This is a genomic window from Kitasatospora sp. NPDC001527 (assembly GCF_040298605.1).
Taxonomy (GTDB): domain Bacteria; phylum Actinomycetota; class Actinomycetes; order Streptomycetales; family Streptomycetaceae; genus Kitasatospora.
Window position 1 is genome coordinate 353,673 of the sequence record NZ_JBEPAM010000001.1, and the last position, 25,454, is coordinate 379,126.

Below are 25,454 nucleotides of genomic sequence, written 5' to 3' on the forward strand. Positions count from 1 at the left end.
AGATGTCGTCCGACCAGAACCGCCGGACCGACCGGCCCGAGCCGGCCGAGAAGCCGTCCATCCTCGGACCGGCCGCCGGCTTCGGCGTGACCTTCAAGGCCATGTTCAAGAAGCGGCTCACCGAGCAGTATCCGGAGCAGAAGAAGCCCACCGCCCCGCGCTTCCACGGACGCCACCAGCTCAACCGGCACCCGGACGGCCTGGAGAAGTGCGTCGGCTGCGAGCTGTGCGCCTGGGCCTGCCCGGCCGACGCGATCTACGTCGAGGGCGCGGACAACCAGGAGGAGGAGCGCTACTCGCCCGGTGAGCGGTACGGCGCGGTGTACCAGATCAACTACGCCCGCTGCATCCTGTGCGGTCTGTGCATCGAGGCCTGCCCGACCAGGGCGCTCACCATGACCAACGAGTACGAGCTCGCGGACTCCTCCCGCAAGGACCTCATCTTCACCAAGGAGCAGCTGCTGGTCGGCCTCTCCGAGGGCATGGTCGACACCCCGCACGCGATCTTCCCGGGCGCCGACGAGGGCGCGTACTACCGGGGCGAGATCACCGCGGCGGCGCCGGGCACCGAGCTCCAGGAGCGCACCGCGCGGGAGAAGGAGGCGCAGTCGTGACCGCCGCCCCCGCCACCCTCGCCGCCGTCACCGGCGCGACCTCCACCGGCGAGGCCGTCCAGTTCTGGGGGCTCGCGGTGATCGCCGTCGGCGGCGCCCTCGGCATGCTGCTGATGAAGAAGGCGGTGCACAGCGCGCTCTGCCTGGCCGCCACCATGCTCGCCCTGGCGGTCTGTTACATGGCCCAGGGCGCGGTGTTCCTGGGCGTGGTGCAGATCGTCGTCTACACCGGCGCGATCATGATGCTCTTCCTGTTCGTGGTGATGCTGGTCGGCGTGACCAGCGCGGACTCGCTGAAGGAACAGCTGAAGGGCCAGCGGTTCGCCGCCGTGCTCTGCGGGCTCGGCTTCGGCGTGCTGCTGGTCGCCGGGATCGCCAACGCGAAGCTGGACACCTTCTCCGGCCTCGCCGAGGCCAACGCCGAGGGCAACGTCCAGGGCCTGGCCCGGCTGATCTTCACCAAGTACGTCTGGGCCTTCGAGGTCACCGGCGCGCTGCTGATCACCGCCGCGATCGGCGCCATGGTGCTCACCCACCGCGAGCACGTGAAGGCCCCGAAGACCCAGCGCGAACTGGCCGCCCAGCGGGTCGCGGACAACCTGCAGGTCCCGCCGCTGCCCGCGCCCGGCGTCTACGCCCGGCACAACGCGGTGGACATCCCGGGTCTGCTGCCGGACGGCTCGATCGCCGAGGACTCGGTCATGCAGACCCTGCGCGAGCGCGGCCAGATCCGCGACGTCAGCCAGGAGATGCTGGCCCGGATGGCCGAGCTGGAGTCCACCACCGCCGACTGGCTGGGCCGCCCGCGGTCCGAGCGCCCGCCGGTGACCGGCCCGCGCCAGGCGCTGGAGCCGGTGGCCGCCAACCACACGGCGCCGGCGAACCGCCCGGCGTCCGACCACGACGAGGAGGGGGCGGAGTGAATCCGGTCAACTACCTCTATCTCTCCGCCCTGTTGTTCACCATCGGCGCCTCCGGCGTGCTGATCCGGCGGAACGCGATCGTCCTGTTCATGTGCGTCGAGCTGATGCTCAACGCCTCCAACCTGGCGCTGGTCACCTTCTCCCGGATGCACGGCAACCTGGACGGCCAGATCATCGCGTTCTTCACCATGGTGGTCGCGGCGGCCGAGGTCGTGGTCGGCCTCGCGATCATCGTCACGATCTTCCGGACCAGGCACTCCGCTTCGGTCGACGACAGCAACCTGATGAAGCTGTAGGCGGAGGGCCTCGGTGAACTCTCTCATTCCGCTGCTGGTCGCGGCCCCGCTGGCCGGCGCCGCCCTGCTGCTGCTCGGCGGCCGGGCCTTCGACCGGTTCGGCCACTGGCTGGCCACCGCGCTCGCCGCGCTGTCCTTCGGCTTCGGCCTCGCGCTGTTCTCGTCCATGCTGGGACGGGACGCCGAGGACCGCGCCGTCACCAAGTACCTGTTCAGCTGGATCCCGGTGAACGGCTTCCAGGCCGACATCTCCTTCCGGCTCGACCAGCTCTCGATGACCTTCGTCCTGCTGATCACCGGCGTCGGCACGCTGATCCACCTCTACTCGGTGGGCTACATGGCGCACGACGAGCGCCGGCGCCGCTTCTTCGCCTATCTGAACCTGTTCCTGGCGGCCATGCTGCTGCTGGTGGTCGCCGACAACTACCTGCTGCTGTACTTCGGCTGGGAGGGCGTGGGCCTCGCCTCGTACCTGCTGATCGGCTTCTGGCAGCACAAGCCGAGCGCCGCGACGGCCGCCAAGAAGGCGTTCATCGTCAACCGCGTCGGCGACATGGGCCTGTCGATCGCGATCATGCTGATGTTCGTCGAGTTCGGCTCCTTCGCCTTCGAGCCGGTCTTCGCCACCGCCGACAGCGCGAGCGAGGGCAAGCTGACCGCGATCGGCCTGATGCTGCTGCTCGCCGCCTGCGGCAAGTCCGCGCAGGTGCCGCTGCAGTCCTGGCTCGGGGACGCGATGGAGGGCCCGACCCCGGTCTCCGCGCTGATCCACGCGGCCACCATGGTCACCGCCGGCGTCTACCTGATCACCCGCTCCGGGGCGATCTTCAACCTGGCGCCGGACGCCCAGACCGCCGTCGTGGTGGTCGGCGCGGTCACCCTGCTCTTCGGTGCGATCGTCGGTTGCGCCAAGGACGACATCAAGAAGGCGCTGGCCGGCTCGACCATGTCGCAGATCGGCTACATGATCCTGGCGGCCGGCCTCGGCCCGATCGGCTACGCCTTCGCGATCATGCACCTGGTGACCCACGGCTTCTTCAAGGCCGGGCTCTTCCTCGGCGCCGGGTCGGTCATGCACGGCATGAACGACGAGGTGAACATGCGTCACTACGGCGGTCTGCGCAAGTACATGCCGGTCACCTTCGTCACCTTCGGCCTCGGCTACCTGGCCATCATCGGATTCCCGGGCCTGTCCGGCTTCTTCTCCAAGGACAAGATCATCGAGGCGGCCTTCGCCAAGGGCGGCACCGAGGGCTGGATCCTCGGCCTGTGCGCCCTGACCGGCGCCGCGGTCACCGCGTTCTACATGACCCGGGTGATGATCCTGACCTTCTTCGGCGAGAAGCGCTGGCAGCCGGACGCCCAGGGCAACGACCCGCACCCGCACGAGTCGCCGAGCACCATGACCGTCCCGATGATCCTGCTGGCGGTCGGCTCGGTGTTCGCCGGCGGGCTGTTCGCGTTCAACGAGTCCTTCCTCACCTGGCTGGAACCGGTCACCGGGTACGAGCACGGCCACTCGCCGCTCGGCGAACTCACCGTCACCCTGCTCACCAGCGCCTGCATGGTGGCCGGCGTCGCGCTCTCGTACCTGGTGTACGGCCGCTCCGCCGTCCCGGTGGTGCCGCCCTACGGCTCCCCGCTCACCCGGGCCGCCCGCCGGGACCTGCTCCAGGACGACTTCAACCACGCCGTCCTGGTCCGCCCCGGCTCGGCGCTCACCGCCGCCCTGGTGTACTTCGACAGCCGAGGTCTGGACGGCTTCGTCAACGGCCTGGCCGCCACCATCGGCGGCGTCTCCAGCCGGCTGCGGCGGATCCAGAACGGCTACGTCCGCTCGTACGCGCTCTCCATGTTCGGCGGCACGCTGGTGCTGGTCGCCACGACTCTCCTGATGAGGTCCGTCTGATGTACCTGGATGACACACAGCGTCAGGAGGCCGGGGCATGAGCGTCCTCCTCACCGCGACCTGCGCGGTCCCGGCGGCCGGTGCGGTGGTCACCGCCGCCCTGCCGGCCGGGAGCACCGAGGGCCGGCGGCGGACCGCCAAGACGGTGGCGCTGGTCTTCTCCGCCGTCACCCTGGCCCTGGCCGGCGCGGCCGCCGCGCGGTTCGACCCGGACGGCGCGCGCTACCAGCTGACCGAGTCCTACAGCTGGATCCGCTCCTTCGGCATCACCTTCTCGCTCGGCGTGGACGGCATCGGCGCCGTCCTCGCCCTGCTCACCGCCGTCCTGGTGCCGATCGTGCTGCTCGCCTCCTGGCACGACGCCGACCCGGCCGTCCCCGCGCGGGAGGGGACCGCCGACCCCGACACCTTCGAGGCGCGGCGCCGCACCCAGGGCTTCTTCGCCCTGGTCCTGGCGGTGGAGGCGATGGTGATCGTCTCCTTCTACGCCACCGACGTCTTCGTCTTCTACGTCTTCTTCGAAGCCATGCTGATCCCGATGTACTTCCTCATCGGAGGCTTCGGCGACCGGGCCGGCGGCCCCGAGTCGGCCCGTCAGCGCTCCTACGCGGCGGTCAAGTTCCTGCTGTACAACCTGCTCGGCGGCCTGGTCATGCTGGCCGCGGTGATCGGCCTGTACGTGATCGCGCAGGACCAGGGCCTGGCCACCTTCGACCTGCCGACGCTCACCGGCGCGGTCGCCGACGGCCGGCTGGAGCTCAGCGGCGCCGCCGAGAACGCGCTGTTCCTCGGCTTCTTCTTCGCCTTCGCGGTGAAGGCCCCGCTCTGGCCGCTGCACACCTGGCTGCCGAACGCGATGGGCGAGGCCACCGCCGGCACCGCCGTCCTGATCACCGCCGTGGTCGACAAGGTCGGTACCTTCGCGATGCTCCGCTTCTGCGTCGGGCTGTTCCCGGAGGCCTCGAAGACCTTCGCCCCGGCGATCCTGGTCCTCTCGGTCATCGGGATCATCTACGGCGCGCTGCTGGCCATCGGCCAGAAGGACATCAAGCGGCTGGTCGCCTACGCCTCGATCTCGCACTTCGGCTTCATCATCATGGGCATCTTCGCGCTGACCAGCCAGGGCCAGAGCGGAGCCACCCTCTACATGGTCAACCACGGCATCTCCACCGCCGCGTGGATGCTGGTGGCCGGGTTCCTGATCTCCCGCCGCGGCTCGCGGCTGATCGCCGACTACGGCGGCGTGCAGAAGGTCGCCCCGGTGCTCGCCGGCACCTTCCTGATCGGTGGCCTGGCCACCCTCTCGCTGCCCGGACTGGCGCCCTTCGTCAGCGAGTTCCTCGTCCTGGTCGGCACCTTCACCCGGTACCCGGCGATCGGCATCGTCGCCACCTTCGGCATCGTGCTCGCCGCGCTGTACGCCCTGCTGCTCTACCAGCGCACCATGACCGGCCCGGTCAAGGAGGGCGTCGGCGGCATCAGCGACCTCAAGGTCCGCGAACTCGCCGTGGTGACCCCGCTGGTGGCGCTCACCGTGCTGCTCGGCGTCTACCCGAAGCCGCTCACCGACCTGGTCAACCCCTCGGTGAACGCGACCCTCTCGCAGGTCCACCAGACCGATCCGGCACCGGCCCACCCGGTCGCCGCCGACCACGGGACCGCCCAGGACGGGACCGCCCGCTCAGGAGGTGAGCACAAGTGAGCAGCACCGGCTGGCTCGCCGCCGCCGGCGGCACCCAGAGCATCCCCGCGCCGCACATCGAGTACGGCCAGTTGTCCCCGATGCTGGTGGTGTTCGGCGCCGCCGTGACCGGCATCCTGCTGGAGGCCTTCCTGCCCCGGCGGCTGCGGCACTGGGCCCAGGTGGTGACCGCGCTGACCGGCCTGGCCGGCGCCTTCGTCGCCGTCCTGGTGCTCGCCGCCCAGGGCTACGGCACCACCAAGGTCGGCGCGGTCGCGATGGGCTCGGTCGCCCTGGACGGCCCGACGCTGTTCCTCCAGGGCGTCATCCTGCTGGTCGCGGTGGTTGCGGTGCTGACCTACGCCGAGCGCAAGCTGGAGCCGAAGGCCGGGGGAGCGCCGGCCGACGCGTTCACCGCCCAGGCCGCCGCCACCCCCGGCGGCGAGCAGGAGCGCGGCGCGATCCGGGCCGGCTTCACTACAAGCGAGGTCTTCCCGCTCACCATGTTCGCGGTCGGCGGCATGCTGCTGTTCCCGGCCGCCAACGACCTGCTGACCATGTTCGTCGCGCTGGAGGTCTTCTCCCTCCCGCTCTACCTGCTCTGCGCGCTGGCCCGGCGCCGCCGGCTGCTCTCCCAGGAGGCGGCGGTCAAGTACTTCCTGCTCGGCGCCTTCGCCTCGGCGTTCTTCCTGTTCGGCACCGCGCTGCTGTACGGCTTCGCGGGCAGCGTGCGGCTGGGCGAGATCGCCGACGTCATCTCCGGCAACGCGCTGCTCACCCCGGCGCTGGTCTCCTCGACCCAGAACGACGCCCTGCTGCTGGTGGGCCTGGCGATGCTGGCGGTCGGCCTGCTCTTCAAGGTCGGCGCGGTGCCGTTCCACGCCTGGACCCCGGACGTCTACCAGGGCGCGCCGACCCCGGTCACCGGCTTCATGGCGGCGGCGACCAAGGTGGCCGCGTTCGGCGCGGTGCTGCGGCTGTTCTACGTGGCCTTCCCCGCGCTGCGGCTGGACTGGCGCCCGGTGCTCTGGGGTGTGGCGATCCTCACCATGGTGGTCGGCGCGGTCCTGGCCGTCACCCAGCAGGACGTCAAGCGGCTGCTCGCCTACTCCTCGATCGCGCACGCCGGCTTCATCCTCACCGGGGTGATCGCCAGCAACCGGCAGGGCGTCGGCTCGGTGCTGTTCTACCTGCTGGCGTACTCCTTCGTGACGCTCGGCGCGTTCGCCGTGGTCACCCTGGTGCGCGACTCCAAGGGCGAGGCGACCCACCTGTCCAGCTGGGCCGGCCTGGGCCGGCGCTCCCCGCTGGTCGCGGCGGTGTTCGCGCTCTTCCTGCTGGCCTTCGCGGGCATCCCGCTGACCTCCGGGTTCACCGGGAAGTTCGCGGTCTTCCAGGCCGCGGCGGCCGGTGGGGCCACCCCGCTGGTGATCGTCGGTGTGCTCAGCTCGGCGGTGGCGGCGTTCTTCTACATCCGCGTCATCGTGCTGATGTTCTTCTCCGACCCGCAGCCGGGCGGCCCGACCGTCGCCATCCCGAGCGCCTTCACGGCGACCGCGATCGGCGTCGGCGTCCTGGTGACGGTGGGTCTCGGACTGCTGCCGCAGTACTTCCTGGACCTCGCCTCCAAGGCGGTGTTCTTCGCCGGCTGACCGCCCGCCGACGGCCCGGCCGACCGCCCCGGCGGAGGCCGGGCCGACCGCTCCCACGACCGTCCGGGTCGCGCCCGCGCGCGCGGCCCGGACCCGTCGTCCGGGTATCCGTGCTGGCCAGCGGGGACGCTCCGGTCATGACAGAGCCGCACGCCCGTGCAGTGATCCACTCGCGACCGGATACCCTGCCTGTATGGCCAGCGGCGGCACTCAGGGACCGGGCCGCTAGATCGACCAGGGACAGAGGAGTGGTCTTCGTGACCGTCGTGGGACCCTTTGGGCTCAGCGTGCAGGACCGCGATCTGACCCGCGACGTCCAGGCCGGGATGGAAGCGGTGGAGATCGCGCTCACCGACGCCGTGAAGAGTGACGTCCCGTTCATCACCGTCACCGCCAGCCACCTGATCGAGGCCGGCGGCAAGCGCTTCCGCCCGCTGCTGGTCCTGCTCGCCGCCCGGTTCGGCGACGCCAGCGCGGCCGGCGTGATCCCGGCCGCCGTCGTCGTCGAGCTCACCCACCTCGCCACGCTGTACCACGACGACGTCATGGACGAGGCCCCGGTGAGACGCGGGGCCCCCAGCGCCAACTCCCGGTGGGACAACTCGGTCGCCATCCTGACCGGCGACTTCCTCTTCTCCCGCGCCTCCCAGGTGCTCGCCGACCTCGGCCCGGAGGCCGTCCGGCTGCAGGCCGACGCGTTCGAGCGGCTGGTCACCGGCCAGATCCTGGAGACCGCCGGTCCCGGCCCGGACGACGACCCGCTGGACCACTACCTGAACGTGCTGGCCGGCAAGACCGGCTCGCTGATCGCCGTCTCCTGCCGGATAGGAGCGCTGGCGGCCGGCGCCGAGCCGTGGGTGATCGACATCCTGAGCGCCTTCGGCGAGCGGATCGGCATCGCCTTCCAGCTGGCCGACGACGTGCTGGACATCGCCAGCGACGGCCACGAGTCCGGCAAGACCCCCGGCACCGACCTGCGTGAGGGCGTGGAGACCCTGCCGACCCTGCTGCTGCGCCAGATGCCCGCCGACCCGGCCGATCCGGAGGACGCCCGGCTGCGCGAGCTGCTGCGCAAGGACCTCTCCGACGACGAGCTGCACGCCGAGGCGCTGCGGCTGCTGCGCCGCCACCCGGCGCTGGAGCACGCCCGCCGGGAGACCCTGCGGCACGCCGAGGAGGCCCGCGCGCTGCTGGACCCGCTGCCGGACGGCCCGGCCAAGGACGCGCTGCAGGCGCTCTGCGACTCGGTGGCCATCCGCACCATGTGACGGACGGGCAGCCCCGCCCGGGCGGGCGGGGCCAATCTCGCCGCCCGCGGCTCCGGCGGTCGCCCGGATGGGGGAGACTGACACCCGTCAGCACCGTGTCCGCACCTCCGCCCATCCGGAAGGCCGCCATGCTTCGCGTCGTCATCGCCGAGGACTCCGTACTGCTGCGGGAGGGCCTGACCCGGCTGCTCACCGACCGCGGCCTGGAGGTCGTGGCCGGCGTCGGGGACGGCGACGCGCTGATCAAGACCATCCACGACCTGGCCGCCGCCGACGCGCTGCCCGACGTGGTGGTCTCCGACGTGCGGATGCCCCCCTCCCACACCGACGAGGGACTGCGCGCCTGCGTCACCCTGCGCGGCCGCTACCCGGAGCTCGGCGTGCTGGTGCTCTCGCAGTTCGTCGAGGAGCGCTACGCCTCCGAACTACTGGCCGGTTCCACCCGTGGCGTCGGCTACCTGCTGAAGGACCGGGTCGCCGAGGTCCGCGAGTTCGTGGACGCGGTGGTCCGGGTCGCCGAGGGCGGCACGGCGCTGGACCCGGAGGTGGTCCAGCAGCTGCTGAGCCGCAGCCGCAAGGGTGACGTGCTGGCCGGGCTGACCCCGCGCGAGCGCGAGGTGCTGGGGCTGATGGCGGAGGGCCGGACCAACACCGCGGTGGCCAAGCAGCTGGTGGTCTCGGAGGGCGCGGTGGAGAAGCACGTCAGCAACATCTTCCTGAAGCTGGGCCTCGCGCAGAGCCCCGGGGACCACCGCCGGGTCCTCGCGGTGCTCACTTATCTGAATTCCTGACCGGCCTGCCGCGGGATCGTTCGAAGGCGGTGTTCGCGTCCGAACCGAACCGCCGATCCAGCGATCCAAACCGGTCGTCCACGCCCTTTTTCCGGGGTGCGGCGGTGATTTTCCGCCGCATCGGGGAGTTCCGTCCAAGGCAATCCTTACCCGCATAGGATGCGAGAGGTGCACCAGGCGGACGGGGCACACGGCTCACGCCCGCGGCTGGTGCCCACGAGGAGGTCCGCGGCAGTGACCAGTCAGGTCGATCAGTCAGAAGCGGTGGACGGCTCGGACGGCGACGAGGGCCGCTCCGGGCCCGGCGGGGGCAGCTCCGGCCCTGCCGTGCCGGTCGGTCCGCAGCACCGGGGCGCCAAGCCGATCCGCAAGCTGGACCGGGTGATCATCAGGTTCGCCGGGGACTCCGGTGACGGCATGCAGCTCACCGGTGACCGCTTCACCTCGGAGACGGCGTCCTTCGGCAACGACCTCTCCACCCTGCCCAACTTCCCGGCCGAGATCCGCGCTCCCGCCGGAACCCTGCCGGGCGTCTCGTCCTTCCAGCTCCACTTCGCCGACCACGACATCCTGACCCCGGGGGACGCGCCCAACGTCCTGGTGGCGATGAACCCGGCCGCCCTCAAGGCCAACCTGCCCGACCTGCCGCGCGGCGCGGAGATCATCGTCAACACCGACGAGTTCACCAAGCGCGCGCTGGCCAAGGTCGGATACGCCGCGGACCCGCTGGGGGACGGTTCGCTGCAGGGGTACCACCTCCACAAGGTGCCGCTGACCACGCTCACCCTGGAGGCGCTCAAGGACAGCGGACTCGCCCGCAAGGACGCCGAGCGGGCCAAGAACATGTTCGCGCTGGGCCTGCTCTCCTGGATGTACCACCGCCCGACCGAGGGCACCGAATCCTTCCTGCGCACCAAGTTCGCCAAGAAGCCGCAGATCGCCGAGGCCAACATCAGCGCCTTCCGGGCCGGCTGGAACTTCGGCGAGACCACCGAGTCCTTCGCGGTCTCCTACGAGGTGCCGCCGGCTAAGCTGCCGCCGGGCCGCTACCGCAACATCTCCGGCAACCTGGCGCTGTCCTACGGCCTGATCGCCGCCGCCCGGCGCTCCGGGCTGCCGCTCTACCTGGGCTCGTACCCGATCACCCCGGCCTCGGACATCCTGCACGAGCTCAGCCGGCACAAGAACTTCGGCGTGCGCACCTTCCAGGCCGAGGACGAGATCGCCGGCATCGGCGCGGCGCTCGGCGCGGCCTTCGGCGGCGCGCTCGGCGTGACCACCACCTCCGGCCCCGGCGTGGCGCTCAAGAGCGAGACGATCGGCCTGGCCGTCTCGCTCGAACTCCCGCTGCTGGTGGTGGACATCCAGCGCGGCGGCCCGTCCACCGGTCTGCCGACCAAGACCGAGCAGGCCGACCTGCTGCAGGCGATGTTCGGCCGCAACGGCGAGGCCCCGGTGCCGATCGTGGCCCCGGCCACGCCGGCCGAGTGCTTCGACGCGGCGCTGGAGGCGGCCCGCATCGCGGTCACCTACCGCACCCCGGTCTTCCTGCTCTCGGACGGCTACCTGGCCAACGGCTCGGAGCCCTGGCGGATCCCGGAGGTCGACGAACTTCCGGCGATCGAGCCGGACTTCGCCACCGGCCCGAACCGCGAGGACGGCGCGTTCTGGCCCTACCTGCGCGACCCGAGGACGCTCGCCAGGCCGTGGGCGCTGCCCGGCACGCCCGGCCTCGAACACCGGATCGGCGGCATCGAGAAGCAGGACGGCACCGGCAACATCTCCTACGACCCGGCCAACCACGACTTCATGGTCCGCACCCGGCAGGCCAAGGTGGACGGCATCACGGTCGAGCCGGTGGAGGTCGACGACCCCTCCGGCGAGGCCCGCGTCCTGGTGCTCGGCTGGGGCTCGACCTACGGCCCGATCACCGCGGCGGTCCGCCGGGTCCGGGCGGACGGCGGCCGGATCGCCCAGACGCACCTGCGCAACCTCAACCCCTTCCCGGCCAACCTCGGGACGGTGCTGCGGAGTTACGACAAGGTCATCGTGCCCGAGATGAACCTCGGCCAGCTGGCGCTGCTGCTGCGCGCCAGGTACCTGGTGGACGCGGAGTCCTACAACCAGGTGCGCGGACTTCCCTTCAAGGCGGCGCAGTTGGCGGACGTGCTGTGGGCCGCGATCGGCACCCTGGACGAGGAGGACAACCGATGAGCGAGCAGTTCCCCTCGTTGCGGCTGGTCCCGAAGGCCGAGGCGCCGCAGAGCGCCAAGGAGTTCAAGACCGACCAGGAGGTGCGCTGGTGCCCCGGCTGCGGTGACTACGCGATCCTGGCGGCGGTACAGGCGTTCATGCCGGAGCTGGGGATCAGACGGGAGAACACCGTCTTCGTTTCCGGTATCGGCTGCTCGTCGCGGTTCCCCTACTACATGAACACCTACGGGGTGCACTCGATCCACGGCCGCGCCCCGGCGATCGCCACCGGGCTGGCGACCTCCCGGCAGGACCTCAGCGTGTGGGTGGTGACCGGTGACGGCGACGCGCTGTCGATCGGCGGCAACCATCTGATCCACGCGCTGCGCCGCAATGTGAATCTGAAGATCCTGCTGTTCAACAACCGTATCTACGGCCTGACCAAGGGGCAGTACTCGCCGACCAGTGAGCTGGGGAAGATCACCAAGTCCACGCCGATGGGCTCGCTGGACGCCCCGTTCAACCCGCTCTCGCTGGCCATCGGCGCGGAGGCGACCTTCGTGGCCCGGACCATCGACTCCGACCGCCAGCACCTCCAGTCGGTGCTGCGGGCGGCGGCCGAGCACGAGGGCACCGCGCTGGTCGAGATCTACCAGAACTGCAACATCTTCAACGACGGCGCGTTCGAGGTGCTGAAGGAGGCCGGCACCCGGGACGAGGCGCTGATCCGGCTCGAGCACGGGCAGCCGGTCCGCTTCGGGGCGGACCGCGCCCGGGGCGTCTTCCGGGGTGCCGACGGCGAGCTGTTCGTCGACGCCGTCACGGCGGAGAACGAGTCGGCGGTGCTGGTCCACGACGCCCACGCGGCCGGACCGTCCACGGCCTTCGCGCTCTCCCGGATCGCCGACGCGGACACCCTGCACCACACCCCGATCGGCGTGCTGCGTGACGTCCGCCGCCCGGTCTACGACGAGCTGATGGCCGGCCAGCTGGCCACCGCGGCCGCCGACCGGGGCGAGGGCGACCTGGCCGCGCTGCTCGTGGGCGGCGACACCTGGACGGTCGACTGAGTCCGGCCGGTCCGACGAGCACGGCGGCGCCCCCGGCCCTCTCCGGCCGGGGGCGCCGCCGCTGTGTCGTTACCGCTGCTGCCCGGCCCACTCCACCAGCTGGACCACGACCCCGTTCGGGTCGGTGACCTGGAAGAGCTTCTCGCCCCACGGCTCCTGGCGCAGGGCCATGGTGATCTCCACGCCGGCGGCCCGCAGCCGCGCCTCCTCGGCGACGACGTCGCCGACCACGAAGGCCAGGATCAGCCCGGCGGCGACCTCGTCGCGGAAGCCCTCCGGGAGGACCTCGATCCCGCGCTTCAGGAAGACGACGTTCATCCCGGCACTGGCGTGCCCGAGGGAGACGAACCCGTCCGACGACATCTCCTCGGTGAACCCGAGGTGCTGCCGCAGGAACGACGCGGACGCCTCGACGTCCTCGACGGTGAGCGAAACGGCGGAGGAAGTGATCTGCATGCCCGATGACCTTTCGTCGACGGCGATCCCGTACGCATTTATCCCGTACGCAGTACACTATACACAGTACGGAGAATGCGGAAACAGTGATCCCGGTCACATGGCGTGACCGGGTGTCAGTCCAGGCCGGGCAGCGGGTCCTGGTCGACCTCGTGGCGGGGCACCCGCTCGGACGGGTCGCGGCATTCGGGGCCGAGGCGCAGGATGCGCGACTCCGGGTCGTGCAGCGGGCGGTGGCAGCGGCGGCAGGTCACCCGGGGGCGGACGGCCTCGGGGGTGTCGGTGCCCGGCAGCGGGTCGGGGTCGGCGGCGGTCATGGCCCGACCGTACCGGCGGGCCGACTCGGAAGGCCCGGCGGAAGAGGGTCGACGCGGGAGGTCGATGTGGGCGGCCGACGTGAAAGGATCGGGTCCATGGCCAGTGACCGCAGCAGTGCCGGGGACCCGGCGCGCACGCTCGCGCTGCTCTGGGGCCTGTCGGCGCAGGAGAAGCCCGGCCGGCGCGGGCCCCGGCAGGCGAAGTCCCCGGCGGAGATCGCCGCCGCCGCGATCGCGATCGCGGACGCCGAGGGGGTGGACGCCGTGACCATGCGGCGGGTCGCCCAGGCGCTCGGCGTCTCGCCGATGGCGCTCTACACCTACGTGCCCGGCAAGTCCGAACTGCTCGACCTGATGCTGGACACCGTCTACGCGGCCATGCCCCGCACCGAGCCCGAGGGTGAGGACTGGCGGGCCCGGGCCGCCGCCGTCGCCGAGGACAACCGCGCCCTGCACCGCGCCCACCCGTGGACGGTGGCGGTCGCCACCAGCCGCCCGCCGCTCGGGCCCGGCCTGATGGCGAAGTACGAGTACGAGCTGCGCGCCCTGGAGGGCACCGGCCTGCCGGACGTCGAGCTGGACGCTGCGCTCACCCACCTGCTGGGCTTCGTGGAGACCTGCGCCCGGATGGCGGCGGACGAACGGGCCGCGCGCCGGGAGAGCGCGCTGACCGACGCCCAGTGGTGGGCCGCCAACGCCGAGCTGCTCACCCGGGTCTTCGACGCCGAGCGCCACCCCGTCGCGGCCCGGGTCGGCGCCGCCGCCGGCGAGGCGCACGGTGGCGCGTACGACCCGGACCACGCCTACGCCTTCGGCCTCGCCCGGGTGCTGGACGGCCTGGCGGCCCTGGTCGAGCGCCGCCGCGCCGAGCGGGAGGCGCGGGAGGAGCGCTAGCCCGGGGGTGCCACCGCCGGGCGGGAGGGCCGCTACCGCCGGGCGTCGTACTCGTCGCGGGCGGCCAGGACGGCGGGGATGCGCTTCTCGGTCCAGTGCGCCAGCTCGGCGACCAGGCGGGCGGCCTCCCGGCCGAGCGGGGTGAGGCTGTAGTCGACCCGGGGCGGGATGACCGGGTGGGCCTCGCGCAGCACGAAGCCGTCGCGCTCCAGCGTCTGCAGCGTCTGGGCGAGCATCTTCTCGCTCACCCCGGTGATCCGGCGGCGCAGCTCGCTGAACCGGTAGCCGCGCTCGTGCAGCGCGCCCAGCACCAGCACGCCCCAGCGGCTGGTGACGTGTTCCAGCACGCCCCGGGAGGGGCACATCCGGTCGAAGACGTCGGGCGGGGGCAGCGGGCCGGCCGGGGCGCCGGGGCCCGTCGCGGGCGCCGGGGACGCGGTGTTCATTACCTGCATGTCAGTACCCTACTTTGAAGTGCGTACTTTCGAAAGGTTAGTGCCGCCTCTAGGGTGAGTTCCGAAGCAGGAAGTTCAACGGACAACCATCCCAGGGAGCAGCACCATGTACGTCGTCACCGGAGCCACCGGACAGCTCGGCCGCCTCGTCGTCGAGGGCCTGCTGGCCAAGGTCCCCGCGAGCGAGGTGGCGGTGGTCGTCCGCTCCGCGGAGAAGGCCGCCGACCTCGCCGAGCGCGGCGTGACCGTCCGGGTGGCCGACTACAGCCGCCCGGAGACCCTGGCCGGCGCCTTCGCCGCCGGCGACCGGGTGCTGCTCATCTCGGGCAGCGAGATCGGCAGCCGGGTGCCGCAGCACACCGCCGTCGTCGAGGCGGCGCGCGCCGCCGGGGTCGCGCTGCTCGCGTACACCAGTGCGCCGGGCGTGGCCACCTTCCGGCTGGCCGACGAGCACAAGGCCACCGAGGCCGTGATCCGGGAGTCCGGGCTGCCCTTCGCCCTGCTGCGCAACGGCTGGTACACCGAGAACTACCTGGGCGACGCGGCCGGCACGGCCGAGCGCGGCGCGGTGGTCGGCAGCGCCGGTGAGGGCGACCGGATCGCCACCGCCCCGCGCCGGGACTACGCCGACGCGGCGGTGGCCGTGCTGACCGGCGAGGGCCACGAGAACGCGGTGTACGAGCTGAGCGGCGACGTCGCCTGGAGCCTGCCGGAGCTGGCCGCCGAGCTGGCCCTGGCCTCGGGCAAGCCGGTCGCCTTCCACCGGGTGACGCCGGACGAGCACCTGCGGATCCTGGTCGGCGCCGGCCTGCCGGAGGGCTTCGCGCAGATCCTGGTCGACGTCGACGCCGGCATCGCGCGCGGCGAGCTGGCCGGCACGCCGGGCGACCTGGCCCGGCTGATCGGCCGTCCGACCGTCCCGCTGGCGCAGAGCGTGCGGGCCGCGCTGGGCGCCTGAGCCCGGTCCGGCGGCGCACCGCCCGCGGCACCCGCCGCGGGCGGTGCCGCGTCCGTGTCCGACCGTAATGTCATGACCAAAAACCGAATACGGAGATGACAGCCGAGTCCGTGCCCGCTACCGTCGGCTCGACACTCGCGCGCGCGGAGGGCAGACGGTCGATGCCAGAGACACCCCAGCACGAGGCCGGACGCGGCCTCTGGTACGGCTTCGCCGCCTACGGCATATGGGGCCTGTTCCCGCTCTTCTGGCCGCTGCTGGAGCCCGGCGCCGCCGACGACATCCTGGCCAACCGGATGGTCTGGTCGCTGGTCGCGGTCGTCCTGCTGCTGGTCGTCCAGCGGCACTGGGGCTGGATCCGCCCGCTGCTGCGCCAGCCGCGCCGGCTCGCCATGCTGGGCGCCGCCGCCGCCGTGATCTCGGTCAACTGGGGCGTCTACATCTGGGGCGTCAACGCCGGGCACGTGGTGGAGACCAGCCTCGGCTACTTCATCAACCCGCTGGTCACCATCGCCTTCGGCGTGCTGGTGCTCAAGGAGCGGCTGCGGGTGGCCCAGTGGGTGGCGGTGGGCATCGGCGCCCTCGCGGTGGCGGTGCTGACCATCGGCTACGGGCGGCTGCCGTGGATCGCGCTGACGCTGGCGTTCTCCTTCGCCACCTACGGCCTGCTGAAGAAGACGGTCGGGCTGAGCGGGCTGGAGAGCCTGGCCGCCGAGAGCGCCTTCATGTTCCCCTTCGCCCTCGGCTACCTGGTCTACCTGGAGGTCACCGGCCGCGGCACCTTCGGGCACACCGTGGCCGGCGAGTACGGCTGGGGGCACACCGGGCTGCTGGTGCTCAGCGGGGTGATCACCGCCGTCCCGCTGCTCTTCTTCGGCGCCGCAGCCGTCCGGGTGCCGCTGAGCATGCTCGGCCTGCTCCAGTACCTGGCGCCGGTGTTCCAGTTCCTGATCGGCATCGCGGTCTTCCACGAGTCGATGCCGCCCGCCCGCTGGGCCGGCTTCGCCCTGGTGTGGGCGGCGCTCGCGGTGCTCACCTGGGACGCGCTGCGGCGGGTCCGGACCGACCGGGCGGCCGCCCGGGCCCGGACGGCCGCCGCCGCGGGCGCCGCTGCCGCGACCGCCCCCGCCCCCGACGACGCGGTGGCGGTCAGGCCGTGATGTCCCGCGCGGTGAACCGGGACCAGGCCGCCGAGCCGAACACCGCCACGTAGGCGGCCTGCAGCCCGAGGTTCTTCAGCACCCCGTCCCAGTACATCGGCTCCCGCAGCAGGTCGCCGAAGGTCAGCCAGTGATGGGTGAAGAGGAACGGCTGGATCGCGTGCAGCTGCGGGAAGCTGTCCAGGATCTGCACCGTGATCACCAGGCCGACGGTGGCGGCCATCGCCGCGATGCCGCTGCCGGTGAGCGTCGAGACGAACAGCCCGATCGCCACCAGCCCGGCCAGCGAGGCGGCCACCACGGCGGCCACCAGTACCGCCCGCAGCAGGGCCGGGCCCAGGCCGATGGTCTCGCCGGAGATCAGCGTGACGTCGCCGACCGGGAACAGCGCCGTCCCGGTGATCACCGCCGACAGCGCCACGGTCACCGTCGCCGCCAGGCAGAACGCCAGCCCGGCGGTGAACTTGGCGGCCAGCAGCCTGGTCCGCCCGGCCGGCGCCACCAGCAGGTAGCGCAGGGTGCCGGTGGCCGCCTCGCCCGCCACCGAGTCCCCGGCGACCACGCCGACCGTCATCGGCAGGAAGACCGGCAGTGCCACCGCGAGCGCCGTGAACACCAGGAACAGGCCGTTCTGGGTGACCTGGGCGATGAACGCCGGGCCCTCGCCGCCGCGCGGCCCGTCCGTCTCGATCCGGACGACCACGCCGATCAGCACCGGCAGCACCGCGAGGATCCCCAGCAGCACGATCGTCCGCATCCGGCGGAAGGTCAGCAGCAGCTCGCTGCGGAACAGCGCCAGGAACCCGGACGCGGTCTGCGGCCGCCGTCCGCGCGCCGCGGCGGCGACCGCCGGCACCGCCTCAGCCCGCGACATCGAAGCCCTCCCCGGTCAGCGCCACGAAGGCGTCCTCCAATGTGCCCCGCTCCACGCCGAAGCCGTGCACCCGCACCTGCGCCGCGACCAGGGCCGCGACGAGCCCGGGCAGCGCGTCCTCGGCCAGCGCGCCGGCCTCGCCGTCCACCCGGCCCTCGCCGATCCGGACCTCGGTGACCTCGTGGGCGAGCAGCACCTCGCCCGCCCGGTGGGTGTCCGGGGTGCGCACCACCAGCCGGCCCCGGGCCCGGGCGGCCAGCTCGGCGACGGTGCCCTGCACCACCAGCCGGCCGCGCGACATCACCGCCGCGTGGCTGCAGACCTGCTCGATCTCGTCCAGCAGGTGCGAGGAGAGGAAGACCGTGGTGCCCTCGGCCGCGACCTCCCGGACCAGCGCCCGGATCTCCCGCATGCCCTGCGGGTCCAGGCCGTTGGTGGGCTCGTCCAGGACGAGCAGCTCGCGCGGCTGGAGCAGCGCCGAGGCCAGGCCGAGCCGCTGCTTCATGCCCAGCGAGTAGGCCCGGGCCTTCTTGCCGGCCGCGGCGGCCAGGCCCACCCGTTCCAGCGCCTCGGTGACCCGGCGCTGCCGGGTACGCGGATCGGACGTCGGGTCGGCGGCGTCGAACCGGGCCAGGTTGTCCCGGCCGGAGAGGAAGCCGTACAGCGCCGGTCCCTCGATCAGGGCGCCGACCCGGGGCAGCACCGAGGCCACCGACTGCGGCATCGGCTCGCCGAGCACCGTGGCCACCCCGGCGCTGGGGGCGATCAGGCCCATCAGCATCCGGATCGTGGTGGTCTTGCCGGAGCCGTTGGGACCGAGGAAGCCGAAGACCGAACCCCGGGGGACGCTCAGGTCCAGACCGTCCACGGCGACCTGTCCACCGCGGAACCGCTTGGTCAGACCTCTGGTCCTGATCACGTCGTCGGACGGACGGGAGGGCGAAGCGGCACCGGGGGCCGGACGCGCCACCGCGCCCGGCCCCCCGGCCGGCTCCGTAACGTCCCCCGTTACGGGAGCCTGGGTCACTACTTCACCCCGGCCGCACTCTGCAGCACCGACGGGGTCACCGCGCCCGCGAAGACCCGGCCGTCGTCGGTGACCAGCACGTTGAGGACCTTGGTGCTGATCAGCGAGCCGCCGGCGACCGGCTTGCCCAGCGACTTGGCCAGCGCCAGCGGGTTCTGCGCCGTGCCGGAGCCGCCGCCCGGGCCGTGACCGCCCCGGCCGCGCGGGCCCTTGCCCTCGGCCGGGACGAACACGTCGCCGGTGGGCAGCTTCGCGGAGAGCACGGCCGTCCAGCCCTCGCCGATCACGTTCAGGCCCTCGGCGGCGGCCGCGGCCTCCTCGGGCGTCACCTCGCCGCGCGGCGCCCCGGAGGCCTTCTGCTCGGTCACCTTGGCGCCCTTGGGCACGGTGAACTCGAAGTTCTTCGCGGCCGGCCGGGCGAACGAGACCTGGGTGAAGTGGACGTCCAGCACCGTGTCCCCGTCGGTGCCCTTGACCACGACGGACAGCGGCACCCCGTTGTCGGCGGCCACCGCGATCCGCACCTCGCCGATCGTCGAGCCGGGCCGGCTGGGCTTCACGCTCAGCCGGTAGGCCTTCTGGCCGGCCACCGTCGCGGTGCCGTCCACGGTGACGGAGGTGGTGTCCGCGCCCGCCGCCAGGAACTGCCGGGCCGCCTCCTGCGGGGTGGTCGGCACACCGGTCAGCGGCGCCTTGCCCGGGCGGCCGTCCGCCGTCGCGTCCGGACGGGCCCCGGTCACGTGCACGGCCTCGTTGGTGCTGCTGTCCCAGGCCCAGACCTGGTCGCCGTTGCGGACCAGCTCGTAGCCGGACAGTTGCTCCAGCAGGCCGATCCGCTGCCGGTCCGGCCCGTCCACCGCGACCCGCACGGTGTGCTCGCCGCCGAGCAGGCCCATCAGCTTCGAGGTGGGCGCGGCGCCCGACGGCTTGTCCCCCTCGCCGCGCTCGCCGCCGCCGGCCGCGAACCCGCCGCCCGCGGCGCCGAGCAGCTGGCTCGGCACCCCGAGGTCGGTGGAGACCGACACCGTGCCGGAAAGCGTCTCGGCCTGCGAGCCGAGCACCTTCGCCACCACCTGCTCCGCCGTCAGCGCGGGCAGCTCCGGCGGCGAGGAGTCCGCCAGCGCCGGTACCAGCCCCACCCCGGCGGCGATCGTGGCGGTGACCGCCAGCGGCACCGCCACGCGCACCAGGGTGCGCCGACGCGACCGGTAGGGAGCCTCGCCCTGCCACGCGTCCGCCGGGCCCCCGCCCGCGGTCGCCCTGTCGTCCGTCATCGTCCAACCCCTCCGTCAGTGACCGACTGTCCCTGGCTCTCCATTAGACGGTGCCGGAGCCTTCGCGTCATCGCCCTGCAGGGTGGGTTCCCGGTCGACCTCGCGTCGCAGCCGACCCTGAGGCCTCCTCAGGGTCGGCTCCTCCGAACGCACGAGGAACGTACGTGAACTGGCGTAGGGTCGCGGCATGGACGCAACCAACATCCCGACCGCCAACGCGATGCGGCGCGCCCTGCGCCGGGCCCGGGACGGCGTCGCGCTGGACGCGACCGAGGCGGCGGTACTGCTCCGGGCCAGAGGGGACGACCTGCGCGACCTCTGCGCGAGCGCCGCCCGGGTCCGCGACGCCGGCCTGGACGCGGCCGGCCGGCCCGGCGTCATCACCTACTCCAAGAGCGTGTTCATCCCGCTCACCCGGCTCTGCCGGGACAAGTGCCACTACTGCACCTTCGTCACCGTGCCCGGCAGGCTGCGCCGGGAGGGACACGGGATGTTCATGTCCCCGGACGAGGTGCTGGAGGTCGCCCGCCGGGGCGCCGAACTGGGCTGCAAGGAAGCGCTCATCACGCTCGGGGACAAGCCCGAGGACCGCTGGCCGGAGGCCCGCGAGTGGCTGGACGCGCACGGTTACGACGACACGATCGCGTACGTGCGCGCCATGTCGATCCGCATCCTGGAGGAGACCGGGCTGCTCCCGCACCTCAACCCCGGGGTGCTGAGCTGGACGGACTTCCAGCGGCTCAAGCCGGTCTCCGCCTCGATGGGCATGATGCTGGAGACCACCGCCACCCGGCTGTGGAGCGAGCCCGGCGGCCCGCACTTCGGCTCGCCCGACAAGGAGCCCGCCGTCCGGCTGCGGGTGCTGGAGGACGCCGGCCGCAGCTCGGTGCCGTTCACCAGCGGCCTGCTGATCGGCATCGGCGAGACCTACGAGGAGCGCGCCGAGTCGCTGTTCGCGCTGCGCCGGGTCTCCCGCGCCTACCACGGCGTCCAGGAGCTGATCCTGCAGAACTTCCGCGCCAAGCCGGACACCGCGATGCGCGGCATGCCGGACGCGGAGCTGGACGAGCTGGTCGCCACCGTCGCGGTGGCCCGGCACATCATGGGCCCGTCCGCCTGCCTCCAGGCGCCGCCGAACCTGGTGGACGGCGAGTACGAGCGGCTGATCGCGGCCGGCATCGACGACTGGGGCGGCGTCTCCCCGCTGACCCCCGACCACGTCAACCCCGAGCGGCCCTGGCCGCAGATCGAGAAGCTGGCCGAGCGCTCGGCCGCGGCCGGCTTCGAGCTGCGCGAGCGCCTCGCCGTCTACCCCGAGTACGTCCTGCACGGCGAGCCCTGGCTGGACCCGCGGGTGCTGCCGCACGTCCGGGCGCTGGCCGACCCGCGGACCGGCCTGGCCCGGCCCGACGCGGTGGTCACCGGGCGGCCCTGGCAGGAGCCGGAGGACCTGCCGGACGCGTACGGCCGCACCGACCTGCACAGCACCATCGACACCGAGGGCCGCACCGGCGACCGGCGGGCCGACTTCGAGGACGTCTACGGCGACTGGGAGGTGCTGCGCGAGCAGGCGGCCTCGGCCGCCCCCGGCCCGGCCGGCGCGCCGGAGCGGCTGGACGCCGAGGTCCGGGCCGCCCTGGCGGTGGCCGCCGACGACCCGACCCGGCTGACCGACGACCAGGCGCTGGCGCTGTTCCAGGCGGACGGCCCGGCGCTGGACGCGCTCTGCCGGATCGCCGACGCGGTGCGCCGCGACGCGGTCGGCGACGAGGTCACCTACTGCGTCACCCGGAACATCAACTTCACCAACGTCTGCTACACCGGCTGCCGGTTCTGCGCCTTCGCCCAGCGCCGCACCGACGCGGACGCCTACAGCCTGTCGCTGGAGCAGGTCGCCGACCGGGCCGCGCAGGCCTGGGAGGTCGGGGCCACCGAGGTCTGCATGCAGGGCGGCATCCACCCCGACCTGCCCGGCACCGCCTACTTCGACATCGCGCGGGCGGTGAAGGAGCGGGTGCCCGGCATCCACGTGCACGCCTTCTCGCCGATGGAGGTGGTCAACGGCGCCACCCGGACCGGCCTGTCGATCCGGGAGTGGCTGCAGCGCGCCCAGGAGTCCGGCCTGGACACCATCCCGGGCACCGCCGCCGAGATCCTCGACGACGAGGTCCGCTGGGTGCTCACCAAGGGCAAGCTGCCGGCCGCGACCTGGGTGGAGGTCGTCAGCACCGCGCACGAGCTGGGCATCCGCTCCTCGTCCACGATGATGTACGGGCACGTGGACACCCCGAAGCACTGGGTGGGCCACCTGCGGCTGCTCGCCGGGATCCAGCAGCGCACCGGCGGCTTCACCGAGTTCGTGACGCTGCCGTTCATCCACACCAACGCCCCGGTGTACCTGGCCGGGATCGCCCGGCCGGGTCCGACCGCGCGGGACAACCGGGCGGTGGTCGCGATGGCCCGGCTGCTGCTCCACCCGCACATCCGCAACATCCAGACCAGCTGGGTGAAGCTGGGGGCCGAGGGCGCCGCCGAGATGCTCCGCTCGGGCGCCAACGACCTGGGCGGCACGCTGATGGAGGAGACCATCTCGCGGATGGCCGGGTCGGCGTACGGGAGCTACAAGTCGGTCCGGGACCTGCGGGCGATCGCCGAGGCGGCCGGGCGTCCGCACCGGCAGCGCACCACCACCTACGGCGAGGTGCCGGCCGAGCGGCTGGCCGCCGCACAGGCCTCGGACGGCCATCTGCCGGAGCTGCTGCCACTGGTGGACTGAGTCCCCGGGCCGGTGCGCGCCGCGTCCCTCCGGGCGCTCCCCGCCGCCCGGTGGAGCGGGGAAACCCTGCCGTCCCGTTCGGGCATTCGAATACAGTGCGAGGGCGCGCGACCGGCCGTGCGTCGCGCGTCCCCGCCCGAACCCGGACGAAAGGCGCCCGTCGTGATGCCACTGTGGTCACGCGCCCAGCAGCAGGAATTCCGCAGCCGGGTGCGGGGGTGCCTGCTGGGCGGGGCCGTCGGGGACGCCCTCGGCGCGGGCATCGAGTTCGAGTCGCTGGAGAAGATCCGCGCGGCGCACGGCCCGCTCGGCGTCACCGGGTACATCCCGGCGTACGGGCGGCTCGGCGCCGTCACCGACGACACCCAGATGGTGATGTTCACCCTCGACGGGCTGATCCGCGCGCACATCCGCCGGGACACCGGCAGCTGGCACCCGCCCACCGACGTCCACCGCGCCTATCTGCGCTGGGCCGTCACCCAGCGGGACTGGGGCCCGGACGAGCGGCGCGCCGACCTCGGCTGGCTGGGCCGCGAGGAGTGGTTGTACGCGCAGCGCGCGCCGGGCCAGGCCTGTCTGTCCGGCCTCTCCGGCCCGGACGCCGAGCGGCTGGGCACCCTGGAGGTGCCGAAGAACCCGCACTCCAAGGGCTGCGGCACGGTGATGCGGGCGGCGCCGTTCGGGCTGCTGACCACCTGGGAGCCCGGTCTGGTGTTCCAGCTGGCCGTGGAGTGCTCGGTGCTGACCCACGGTCACCCCACCGGCTACCTCTCGGCCGGCGCGCTGGCGGTGATCGTGCAGACCGCGGCCCGCGGCGGGACCCTGGAGGAGGGGGTGCACCTGGCGCTGGCGCTGCTCTCCGAGCGGCCGGCGCACGAGGAGACCACGGCGGCGCTGCGGGCGGCGCTGGACGCGGTGCGGGCGGGGGAGCCGTCCGCCGAGCGGGTCGAGGCGCTGGGGGAGGGCTGGGTCGCCGAGGAGGCGCTGGCGATCGGGGTGTACTGCGCGCTGGTGGCGCACGACGTCCGGTCCGGGCTGCTGCTGGCGGTGAACCACTCCGGGGACAGCGACTCCACCGGCGCGATCTGCGGAAACCTGCTCGGGGTGCTGCACGGAGACACCGCGCTGCCGCCCGGCCTGGTGGCGGGCCTCGAAGGGCGCGGGGCGCTGCTGGAACTGGCGGACGACTTCGTGCTGGAGCTGATGCACGGGCCCGAGCTGCACAGCGCGGACACCCCGGAGGGCGCGGCCTGGGCGGCCCGCTACCCGGTGCTCGGCTGATCCCGGGGCCCTTTGACGGGGGCATGCCCCCGGACGCGAAGATGCCCGTAGCGGTGTCCGCCGCCGGGAGGGCGGTGGACACCGCTACGGGCACCTGGCCGAGAAGCGGTACGGAGCGGGTCAGAACCCGCCGAACACCCCGGCGCCCGCGTCGGCGGCGAACGCGTTCCAGGCCTCGGCGGAGAAGCGCAGTTGCGGGCCCATCGGGTCCTTGGAGTCACGGACCGCCACCAGGTCGGCGGCCGGTACGCGGATCTCCACACAGGCGCCGTTGCCGCCGCTGTGACTGCTCTTGCGCCAGCTCGTCCCGTTCTCGAAGGTGGTGCTCATCGGTGGTATCCCTCTTCAATGTCGGCTATCAGTGTCCGGGTCTCGGCCACCCCGAGCGCGGCCGCCCGCAGGTGGTCGTAGAGACTGGTATAGCGGCGCACGTCGGCCTCCTTCTCGAGGTAGAGATCGCTCGTCACCCCTTCGAAGTAGACAACTGTGGAATCGGCTGACTCCGGGAACTCCAGCAGGGAGAATGTCCCGGTCATGCCGGGGTGGGCGCCGTGCGAGAACGGGATGACCTGGATGGTGATGTTGGGGCGCTGGCTCAGCTCCAGCATGTGCTTCAGCTGGTGGGCCATCACCTCCCTGCTGCCGACCTCCCGGCGGAGCACCGCCTCGTCTATCACGGTCCACAGGCTGCCCAGCTGGCTGTCGCCGTTGATCCGGTCCTGACGCTTCATCCGGACCTGGACGCGGCGCTGGACGGCCAGGGCGTCGGTGTCCGGCTGGGTGCCCTCGACCACGGCCTGCGCGTACTGCTCGGTCTGCAGCAGCCCGGGCACGAAGGAGGACTCGTACGCGCGGATCGAGGAGGCCTCGGCCTCCAGGCCGATGTACACGCTGTAGGGCGTGGGCATGTCGTTGAAGTCGTGCCACCAGCCGCGCTGCCGGGACTCCCGGGCCATCTCCATCAGGCTGGCCCGCATCGCCTCGTCGGTGACGTCGTAGACGTCGCAGAGATCGCGGACGTCCCGCTGGCTGATGCTGCGGCGGCCGTTCTCCAGTCGGCTGATCTTCGACTGGGAGACCATCAGCCGCCCGGCCACCTCCTCCGCCGTCATCCCGGCCTGGTCCCGGAGCTTGCGCAGCTCGGCGCCGAGGCGCCGGCGGCGCACCGTGGGATTGATGTTCGCGGACACGTCGGCCTCCGGTCGGACCTCAGGTGATCGTTGGAACGGAAGTCCTCGGAACACGGTGGAAATCTGGATCAACCCCCTGACGGTGAGCAGCATGTCACCCCGGATCAGGTCGGCGCCGGAAAATCACGGGAGCGCAGTAGAACAGATCATCGGAAAAGCGCTTCGGCGAGACAGCGGGCACTCCCGAGTGGTAGGGGTGCCACGGCCCGGTCCGGTGGTGGTGCGGCGGTGTGACGGACGTGGTGCGGGGTGCGGCCCCGGGGCCGCGCACGTGCTGGTGGCACGTGCGGAAACGCTCTGCGGCCGGGGGCCGGCACCATCGGCGACCTCGCCGGCTGGCGCGCCGTCTACGTCGTCTCCGCCGTCGCCACCGGCGCGACGGCCGTCGTCCTCGC

General features: G+C 72.5%; 23 protein-coding genes. 15 read left to right on the forward strand and 8 right to left on the reverse strand.

Features of this window, described 5'->3' with window-relative positions:
- Positions 1-2: 2 nt before the first annotated feature.
- The 10 genes from nuoI (at position 3) to ABT238_RS01630 (ending at position 12,397) form a co-directional block, all read left to right on the forward strand.
- A complete protein-coding gene (gene nuoI, locus ABT238_RS01585; RefSeq protein WP_350558108.1) occupies positions 3-614 on the forward strand; it encodes an NADH-quinone oxidoreductase subunit NuoI in 612 nt (203 codons plus the stop codon).
- Positions 611-1,537, forward strand: coding sequence for an NADH-quinone oxidoreductase subunit J (locus ABT238_RS01590; RefSeq protein ID WP_350558105.1), 927 nt, complete (start codon positions 611-613; stop codon positions 1,535-1,537). Before nuoI ends, ABT238_RS01590 begins: the two co-directional genes overlap by 4 nt.
- Positions 1,534-1,833 (forward strand): NADH-quinone oxidoreductase subunit NuoK, encoded by a 300-nt coding sequence (nuoK, locus tag ABT238_RS01595; RefSeq protein WP_253793010.1) that lies wholly within the window; start codon positions 1,534-1,536, stop codon positions 1,831-1,833. The genes ABT238_RS01590 and nuoK overlap by 4 nt, the downstream gene beginning before the upstream one ends.
- 13 nt (positions 1,834-1,846) lie before the next feature.
- On the forward strand, positions 1,847-3,742 hold the full coding sequence (nuoL, locus tag ABT238_RS01600) for an NADH-quinone oxidoreductase subunit L (RefSeq protein ID WP_350558101.1): 1,896 nt from the start codon (positions 1,847-1,849) through the stop codon (positions 3,740-3,742).
- Positions 3,743-3,779: 37 nt separating this feature from the next.
- Positions 3,780-5,444 (forward strand): NADH-quinone oxidoreductase subunit M, encoded by a 1,665-nt coding sequence (locus tag ABT238_RS01605; protein ID WP_350755205.1) that lies wholly within the window; start codon positions 3,780-3,782, stop codon positions 5,442-5,444.
- Positions 5,441-7,075: an NADH-quinone oxidoreductase subunit NuoN gene (nuoN, locus tag ABT238_RS01610; RefSeq protein ID WP_350755207.1), complete on the forward strand. Its 1,635-nt coding sequence runs from the start codon at positions 5,441-5,443 to the stop codon at positions 7,073-7,075. Before ABT238_RS01605 ends, nuoN begins: the two co-directional genes overlap by 4 nt.
- A 257-nt stretch (positions 7,076-7,332) precedes the next feature.
- Positions 7,333-8,343 carry a polyprenyl synthetase family protein gene (locus ABT238_RS01615; RefSeq protein ID WP_350558092.1) on the forward strand — a complete coding sequence of 337 codons (1,011 nt, stop codon included), beginning with the start codon at positions 7,333-7,335 and terminating at the stop codon, positions 8,341-8,343.
- A 128-nt stretch (positions 8,344-8,471) separates the two neighbouring features.
- Positions 8,472-9,134 carry a response regulator transcription factor gene (locus ABT238_RS01620; RefSeq protein WP_350558089.1) on the forward strand — a complete coding sequence of 221 codons (663 nt, stop codon included), beginning with the start codon at positions 8,472-8,474 and terminating at the stop codon, positions 9,132-9,134.
- 234 nt (positions 9,135-9,368) lie between these two features.
- Positions 9,369-11,348, forward strand: a complete 1,980-nt coding sequence (locus ABT238_RS01625; protein ID WP_350558086.1) for a 2-oxoacid:acceptor oxidoreductase subunit alpha — start codon at positions 9,369-9,371, stop codon at positions 11,346-11,348.
- On the forward strand, positions 11,345-12,397 hold the full coding sequence (locus tag ABT238_RS01630) for a 2-oxoacid:ferredoxin oxidoreductase subunit beta (protein ID WP_350558083.1): 1,053 nt from the start codon (positions 11,345-11,347) through the stop codon (positions 12,395-12,397). The genes ABT238_RS01625 and ABT238_RS01630 overlap by 4 nt, the downstream gene beginning before the upstream one ends.
- Positions 12,398-12,466: 69 nt before the next feature.
- Here ABT238_RS01630 and ABT238_RS01635 read toward each other — a convergent pair whose 3' ends face one another.
- Together ABT238_RS01635 and ABT238_RS01640 are read right to left on the reverse strand one after the other, a co-directional pair.
- Entirely contained in the window at positions 12,467-12,853 is a 387-nt protein-coding gene (locus ABT238_RS01635; protein WP_350558080.1) for a VOC family protein, read from the reverse strand.
- Between the two features lie 116 nt (positions 12,854-12,969).
- Positions 12,970-13,170 (reverse strand): DUF6011 domain-containing protein, encoded by a 201-nt coding sequence (locus tag ABT238_RS01640; RefSeq protein ID WP_350755209.1) that lies wholly within the window; start codon positions 13,168-13,170, stop codon positions 12,970-12,972.
- A gap of 96 nt (positions 13,171-13,266) precedes the next feature.
- On the opposite strand from ABT238_RS01640, the gene ABT238_RS01645 reads away from it, so the two are divergent.
- Complete coding sequence (locus ABT238_RS01645; RefSeq protein ID WP_350558074.1) at positions 13,267-14,064, forward strand: TetR/AcrR family transcriptional regulator; 798 nt, start codon at positions 13,267-13,269, stop codon at positions 14,062-14,064.
- A 32-nt stretch (positions 14,065-14,096) separates the two neighbouring features.
- Here ABT238_RS01645 and ABT238_RS01650 read toward each other — a convergent pair whose 3' ends face one another.
- Entirely contained in the window at positions 14,097-14,519 is a 423-nt protein-coding gene (locus ABT238_RS01650) for a winged helix-turn-helix transcriptional regulator (RefSeq protein WP_502884088.1), read from the reverse strand.
- Positions 14,520-14,625: 106 nt separating this feature from the next.
- On the opposite strand from ABT238_RS01650, the gene ABT238_RS01655 reads away from it, so the two are divergent.
- Positions 14,626-15,477: an SDR family oxidoreductase gene (locus ABT238_RS01655; protein WP_350755211.1), complete on the forward strand. Its 852-nt coding sequence runs from the start codon at positions 14,626-14,628 to the stop codon at positions 15,475-15,477.
- A gap of 161 nt (positions 15,478-15,638) precedes the next feature.
- Positions 15,639-16,637, forward strand: coding sequence for an EamA family transporter RarD (gene rarD, locus ABT238_RS01660; RefSeq protein ID WP_350755213.1), 999 nt, complete (start codon positions 15,639-15,641; stop codon positions 16,635-16,637).
- On the opposite strand, the gene ABT238_RS01665 is transcribed toward rarD, so the two are convergent.
- From ABT238_RS01665 to ABT238_RS01675, 3 genes are read right to left on the reverse strand one after another with little or no spacing between them, the layout of a single operon-like run.
- Complete coding sequence (locus ABT238_RS01665; RefSeq protein ID WP_350558065.1) at positions 16,627-17,511, reverse strand: ABC transporter permease; 885 nt, start codon at positions 17,509-17,511, stop codon at positions 16,627-16,629. The genes rarD and ABT238_RS01665 overlap by 11 nt on opposite strands.
- Complete coding sequence (locus ABT238_RS01670; RefSeq protein WP_350558062.1) at positions 17,498-18,481, reverse strand: ABC transporter ATP-binding protein; 984 nt, start codon at positions 18,479-18,481, stop codon at positions 17,498-17,500. Before ABT238_RS01670 ends, ABT238_RS01665 begins: the two co-directional genes overlap by 14 nt.
- 56 nt (positions 18,482-18,537) lie before the next feature.
- Entirely contained in the window at positions 18,538-19,812 is a 1,275-nt protein-coding gene (locus ABT238_RS01675; protein WP_350755216.1) for a LolA family protein, read from the reverse strand.
- A 187-nt stretch (positions 19,813-19,999) separates the two neighbouring features.
- On the opposite strand from ABT238_RS01675, the gene ABT238_RS01680 reads away from it, so the two are divergent.
- A complete protein-coding gene (locus tag ABT238_RS01680) occupies positions 20,000-22,588 on the forward strand; it encodes a bifunctional FO biosynthesis protein CofGH (RefSeq protein WP_350558056.1) in 2,589 nt (862 codons plus the stop codon).
- Positions 22,589-22,753: 165 nt separating this feature from the next.
- Entirely contained in the window at positions 22,754-23,869 is a 1,116-nt protein-coding gene (locus tag ABT238_RS01685) for an ADP-ribosylglycohydrolase family protein (RefSeq protein WP_350558053.1), read from the forward strand.
- 120 nt (positions 23,870-23,989) lie between these two features.
- Here ABT238_RS01685 and ABT238_RS01690 read toward each other — a convergent pair whose 3' ends face one another.
- Together ABT238_RS01690 and ABT238_RS01695 are read right to left on the reverse strand one after the other, a co-directional pair.
- Complete coding sequence (locus ABT238_RS01690; protein ID WP_350558050.1) at positions 23,990-24,199, reverse strand: DUF397 domain-containing protein; 210 nt, start codon at positions 24,197-24,199, stop codon at positions 23,990-23,992.
- Positions 24,196-25,059, reverse strand: a complete 864-nt coding sequence (locus ABT238_RS01695; protein ID WP_350558047.1) for a helix-turn-helix domain-containing protein — start codon at positions 25,057-25,059, stop codon at positions 24,196-24,198. The genes ABT238_RS01690 and ABT238_RS01695 overlap by 4 nt, the downstream gene beginning before the upstream one ends.
- Positions 25,060-25,454 lie beyond the last annotated feature (395 nt).